The following is a 5,285-nucleotide window of genomic DNA, read 5'->3' on the forward strand; positions in this document are numbered from 1 at the left end:
GCCCACGCTGATGCAGTACCTGCAACGGCACTCCCTGCAACGTCGCGTCCCCGGCGACGGGCAGTTGCTGCGGTACGCGAACGGACGACCAGTCACCCGGCGCCGTTATGACTACCTGTGGGAACGGCTTGGGAAGATTCTGCCCTGGGTGGCCAAGCAGCAGGTTTCCGCGCACTGGCTGCGCCACACCACGCTTACCTGGGTGGAACGCGTCTTCGGCTACGGTGTTGCTCTCGCCTACGCAGGACACGCCGAAACACCCAACGACGCCGGCACCACCGCCCGCTACGTCAAAGCCACCCTCGAAGAAGTCGCCACCGCCCTGGCGGCGCTGACCGGCGAACCACACCCGCTTGCCTTGCCCGGAGAGCGGGACGCGTAAGCGAGCCGCCAGATGGAGGCTTTGGTGAGTCGACCGGACCGGCGTACACAGCCAACGACATGCCACCGGCATTACATCGCCGCTGCCAGGACACGTGTGTCGGTGCCCGCCGACCGAACGGAGCAGCGAAGCGACCTGTGGGCCCTGTCGAGACAGGGGGCAAAGTCGGAGTTCCGAACCGTATACGCGGCGTTTACACAGGCTGGTGGAGGAGGACTACGAGTTCAACGACGACAGCTACACCGCCCTGGCCGCCGCGGGAGTGGCATGGCAGGACGCGGTGTTCGTGCTTCGTCATAGCCGTCCGGTGGTACGTAGGCACATCGGAGCGGTGCTCAACGTCGCGGGCATGGACCGGCAAGGGCGCTGGCTGGCCGTGGCGTTGATCGAACTCGACCCGGACCGGGACGACCAGTACACAGTCGCAGGGGCACGTTACCTCGACGATGTCGAGGTCGCATCGATCATGCGGATGCTGAAGGGATAGCCATGACCAGCAATAGCGACATCCAGGCCGCACTCGACAACCGCGATTGGAGCGGCGCCGAAGTCGTCACCGACCGACCCCGCGCGAAGATCGTGCACTCTGTCCGGCTTCCCGCCGAGTGGTCCGAGGCGCTGGAAGCTGAGGCCGACCGACGGGGCACGACCCCATCCCGGCTCATGCAGGACTACATCCTCGCCGGTCTTCAGCGTGACGCCGCCGCGCCCGAAGGAACGATCACCATCACCCGGGCGGCCTTGCACCAAGCTATCGACGCGGCACTGGCCAACGCGGTCTGAACCCTGCCACGCCTGTTGCCCGTCCTGAGGAGCGTCTGTCGACATCGCGGCTTCACTCATTCCGCGGATTTGAACGTCGCCGGATACCGGACGGCGCCGCTGGACGGCCCCTGCGGTGTTGCCTCGTCTCGTCCCGCAGTTGTCGCAGGGAAATGCGGCGGTGTTCGTCGCCGAGATCGGTGAGGCCGGCCGGCTCCGCGACGCCGCGCATCTGGTGTCCTGGGCCGGGCTCACCCCGAAGCATCGCGAGTCCGACACGAAGGTGCGCCGGGGGCCGATCACCAAGCAGAGCAGCGGCCTGGTCCGCTGGGCCGCGGTCGAGGCCGCGCAGAAGATCCCCGCCTCGGCCGGCTGGCTGGTCTCCTCCTGCGCCCGCATCGCGGAGCGCCGCGGCCGGAACATCGCCACCGTCGCGACCGCCCGTAAGCTGCTCACCCTGGTCTACTACGGCCTGCGCGACGGGCGCATCCGTGCCCTCGCCCTGGCCCAGGCCGCGGCGTGAGCAGGCTCCTCGTGACCGGATGCGAGATCGACACGGGTCTGACTCCCGCCTGCGGGCGGCGTGGTCGCCGTTTCTGATTGATCCCACCCGGTCACGGCCGTAGATCACCATGCTGACACGCGGATGGATGACCGGCAGCCGAGCCCACGGCCTGCCTTCCGGCACGACCCGGAACACGGTGAACATGGCCCACAACCAGCGCCCCGGCGCCTCACACATCGCAGCCCGACCCGGCACGGCCATCGCCCAGCCCAGCAATCAGCCAAACCCTCAAAACTCTAGCCACGAAGGACTTGACCGGCCCCGCTCCTTCATGGATAACCCTTGACACGCACCGCTTCCTCTGCCGGTGAGGGCACCCGCCAGAGCACCCGCACGCGGCCGACCCGATGCGGACGGGGCTGGTGCGGGGCAGGGCGGGCGCACCCGGCCACCTCCCTACCCCCTTTCGGCTTCGGAAACGATAGTGACGTTCTCGCAGATTGATACGACGGTATTTGGGCTGAACAGCGGACCACCATTATTGTTGCGGTGTCGTTCGACCTGCTGGAGCGTCAGCACGACGGGGGTCGCGTCCTGCCTCACAGGCGCAGCAGAGCGGGTAGTTGCTGCTCGCCGGCCGGCCGGAATCCATGGGGCAGGACGCGGCTGGACAGGTTGTCGGTACGCACGCCGGCGAGTGCCCAGCAGGCACAAGACAGGCGCGGGCTTGTTCCCAGGTTGCGGGTTGCGGACGCTGTGGACGTGGGGACCTGCGCGGAAAATCGCCGACAGCGGCGACCTGTTGGAGCCTCCAGGCGCTAACGGTCGACCAGGAAGGCCCGACGCTCGGTGAGCCAGCCGGCCAACGCGTGCACCGCGGGCGGGGCGATTTCGTGTCCGACCGGGTCGCGGCGGGCGGTCGCGGACGCGCCGGACTCGCCCATGAGGTAGTCCCACGTACGGTTCTGCAGTTCTCGCGGGATGACCCTGTCGTGAAGTCCTTGGGCGAGCACGACCGGCACTCCGGCCAGCCGGGCGGGGTTGGTCGGCACACCGGCGTCGAACGGCAATGGGCCGTAGAGCAGCGCTGCGCCGGCGAAGGGAGCCGGCTCGTCGAGAACCAGCCCACCGGCGAAGGCGGCCCCGCCACTAAACCCAACGAGTATTACAGGCCGCGCTGGCGGAGCGAGGTCGTCGAGCCACGCGCGGAACCAATCCATCGTCGCGCGCAGCGACTCAGCGACGGGGCGCCCGATGCCACGGTTGGCAAACCATGCAAAGCCGCCGACTGCGGCGATGGGGCCGCGCACCGCCGCATATGCCACACCGGTCGGCAGATGGTCGGCTAGTCCGAGGATCTGCCGCTCGTGCGAGCCGGTCCCGTGCAGTAGGACGACGAGCGGCATGGTCCGGTCTTTAGCTCCAGCGGTGGCCACGACCGGCGGTGCGAAAGCCTCCGCCGAGGTCATGCCCGATGTCCGGCCACGTCATCAACCGAACGGACCTCGTCGCCGACTCCAGCCTCCCAGGCCGAGCCACGAACGAGCCGGCCCGCGGTGCCGACGCCGCTCCAGCGCGCCATCTCGGCCCCGAGGTCGAGCCGGTCGATCGGTGCGGAATTCTGGTACCTGCCCCACTCCTCGCGGGGCACCATCCACATGACCTCGAACTCGTTGCCGTCCGGGTCGACACCGTAGACACTCTTCGTCGGACCGTGGCTCGAGTCCCCGGTATAGGCCTGTGCGGCGATCATCGTCCGGCGGGCGTCCTCCAGCTCGTCAACGGTATCGACCTGCCAGGCCAAGTGGTACAGCCCGATCCCACCCCGGCGCCGGGGTGGGGCGTTCCGCCCCACCCCGAACAGACCGAGGTCGTGATCGTTCTCCGACCACGCGAGGCGGAGGAAAGCCGCGTCCATCTGCGGCACGAGTGCGGACACGACCATGTCGAAGACCTGCGTGTAAAACTGCACGGCTCGCGCCAGCTCGGCGACTGTTAGACGGCGCTCAAGATGAGCAGGTTGGGGTAGGCCAGCGGCGTTGAGGGTGAGGATGGGCTGAGGGCGACCACGGAGTGGTTGCCCTTATTTGTGTTCGGCGGCACCGTGATCAGGTCCTGGTAGGCGACGGCCCTCCCGCTGTCTCTTTGGCCGGAGTGCCGCGGAAGGGCCGTGCGTGACGCGTGGAGGCGTCGTGGTCACGGTAGGCGGTGACGCTGCCGCGGTCGAGCGGCGGTTGGTCGAGGGGCGGCTGGTCTGCCCTGGCTGCTCGGGCGTGTTGGCGGGGTGGGGGTATGCCCGGTCCCGGCGGCTTCGGGGTCAGGAGAGTGCCGTGCTGGCGCGTCCCCGGCGGGCGCGGTGCACCGAGTGCGGGGTGACGCATGTGCTGCTGCCGGTGCAGTGGTTGCTGCGGCGGGCGGATGCGGTGGTCGTGATCGGGGCGGCGTTGACCGCGAAGGCTGCTGGCGTGGGGTTCCGGCGGATCGCAGGGCGGCTGGGGCGCCCAGCGGAGACGGTGCGGGGCTGGTTGCGCCGGTTCGGTGAGCGAGTGGAGGCGGTGCGGCGGCTGGTCACCGTGCTGCTGCGGGCGGTGGCCGTGGATCCGGTGATACCGGCGCCGGCGGGTGGGGCGTGGGCGGACGCGCTGGCGGTGATCGGCGCGGCGGTGGCGGCGGCAATCGGCCGGTTCGGGGTGCTCGGGGTGCCGTCGTGGGTGTGGGTGTCGGCGGTCTCCGGTGGCCGGTTGCTGGCGCCTGGCTGGCCTGCCTGAGTTGATCAACACGAGTTGACCCTGACGCGGCGACGCGGGGTCGGTGATCCTCACGAGCTGTCCTGTGTGGTCAGTGGTGAGGAGGGGATGTCCGCAAATGGCGGCCAACGAGGAAGACAGCAAGCGCATCGAGCGGGCCCGCGCGATCGGGTTGTTCCGCTACCAGTTGATCCGTGAGGCGGCGGATCCAGCGCACTCGAGCAAGGCGCGTGGGGTCCTGATCCGGCAGATCGCGGCGGTCGAGCACAGGGGTCCGTTCGGCCGGCCGGTGCGGGTGTCGCGGCAGACGCTCGACCGGTGGATCCGGGACTGGCGGCGCGGTGGTTTCGACGCGTTGGTGCCCAGCCCGCGTCAGCCGAGCTCGCGGACCCCGGGCGAGGTGATGGAGTTGGCGGTGGCGCTGAAACGGGAGAACCCGGCCCGCACTCCGGTCGGGATCGCCCGGATCCTGCGCGCGCAGCTGGGCTGGGCCCCGGACGAGACCACGCTGCGCCGCTACTTCGGTCGGATCGGGCTGGCCGACGCCCTCGCGGCGGCCTCCGGGGCGCCGGCGGTGTTCGGCCGGTTCGAGGCGGCACGCCCGAACGAGTTGTGGACCGGCGACGCCCTGCACGGCCCGGTGGTGGCCGGCCGGAAGACCTACTTGTTCGCGTTCGTCGATGATCACAGCCGGCTGCTGACTGGATACCGGTTCGGGCATGCCGAGGACACCGTCCGGCTGGCGGCCGCGCTGCGTCCCGCGCTGGCGTCCCGGGGTGTTCCGGAGTCGATCTATGTCGATTATGCCGATGTTCGCGTTATGCCGACCCCGGCGCGGGATCGTCGCTCGGCCGGGGTCGGCGGTGCGGTCAGCTCGGCATAATCAGAG

General features: G+C 69.4%; 7 protein-coding genes and 1 pseudogene. 6 read left to right on the top strand and 2 right to left on the bottom strand.

Features of this window, described 5'->3' with window-relative positions; all coding sequences use genetic code 11:
• The 4 genes and pseudogenes from IH26_RS61800 to IH26_RS0151960 form a co-directional block, all read left to right on the top strand.
• Nucleotides 1–382, top strand: a pseudogene (locus tag IH26_RS61800) (site-specific integrase); the annotation flags it as partial.
• Nucleotides 383–587: 205 nt separating this feature from the next.
• Nucleotides 588–869 carry a hypothetical protein gene (locus IH26_RS0151950; protein WP_051810104.1) on the top strand — a complete coding sequence of 94 codons (282 nt, stop codon included), beginning with the start codon at nt 588–590 and terminating at the stop codon, nt 867–869.
• A gap of 2 nt (nt 870–871) precedes the next feature.
• Complete coding sequence (locus tag IH26_RS0151955) at nt 872–1,165, top strand: hypothetical protein (protein WP_030443724.1); 294 nt, start codon at nt 872–874, stop codon at nt 1,163–1,165.
• 139 nt (nt 1,166–1,304) lie between these two features.
• A complete protein-coding gene (locus tag IH26_RS0151960; protein ID WP_211268941.1) occupies nt 1,305–1,667 on the top strand; it encodes a transposase in 363 nt (120 codons plus the stop codon).
• 800 nt (nt 1,668–2,467) lie between these two features.
• On the opposite strand, the gene IH26_RS0151965 is transcribed toward IH26_RS0151960, so the two are convergent.
• A complete protein-coding gene (locus IH26_RS0151965) occupies nt 2,468–3,118 on the bottom strand; it encodes an alpha/beta hydrolase (protein WP_030443726.1) in 651 nt (216 codons plus the stop codon).
• Nucleotides 3,115–3,702, bottom strand: a complete 588-nt coding sequence (locus IH26_RS0151970) for a VOC family protein (protein WP_084599880.1) — start codon at nt 3,700–3,702, stop codon at nt 3,115–3,117. Before IH26_RS0151970 ends, IH26_RS0151965 begins: the two co-directional genes overlap by 4 nt.
• 277 nt (nt 3,703–3,979) lie before the next feature.
• Between IH26_RS0151970 and IH26_RS0151975 the strand changes: the two genes are divergently transcribed.
• Both IH26_RS0151975 and IH26_RS0151980 read left to right on the top strand, forming a co-directional pair.
• On the top strand, nt 3,980–4,417 hold the full coding sequence (locus tag IH26_RS0151975) for a hypothetical protein (protein ID WP_211268943.1): 438 nt from the start codon (nt 3,980–3,982) through the stop codon (nt 4,415–4,417).
• A gap of 97 nt (nt 4,418–4,514) precedes the next feature.
• Entirely contained in the window at nt 4,515–5,279 is a 765-nt protein-coding gene (locus IH26_RS0151980; RefSeq protein ID WP_211268944.1) for a DDE-type integrase/transposase/recombinase, read from the top strand.
• The last annotated feature ends 6 nt before the right edge of the window (nt 5,280–5,285 follow it).

The sequence above is a fragment of the Actinoplanes subtropicus genome, assembly GCF_000721705.1.
In the GTDB taxonomy this organism is placed as follows: domain Bacteria; phylum Actinomycetota; class Actinomycetes; order Mycobacteriales; family Micromonosporaceae; genus Actinoplanes; species Actinoplanes subtropicus.

Bases quoted from the DNA above. Each gene is read 5' to 3' on its own strand.
- IH26_RS0151955 (WP_030443724.1), top strand. From the start codon at position 872: ATGACCAGCAATAGCGACATCCAGGCCGCACTCGACAACCGCGATTGG.
- IH26_RS0151965 (WP_030443726.1), bottom strand. From the start codon at position 3,118: ATGACCTCGGCGGAGGCTTTCGCACCGCCGGTCGTGGCCACCGCTGGA.
- IH26_RS0151980 (WP_211268944.1), top strand. From the start codon at position 4,515: ATGGCGGCCAACGAGGAAGACAGCAAGCGCATCGAGCGGGCCCGCGCG.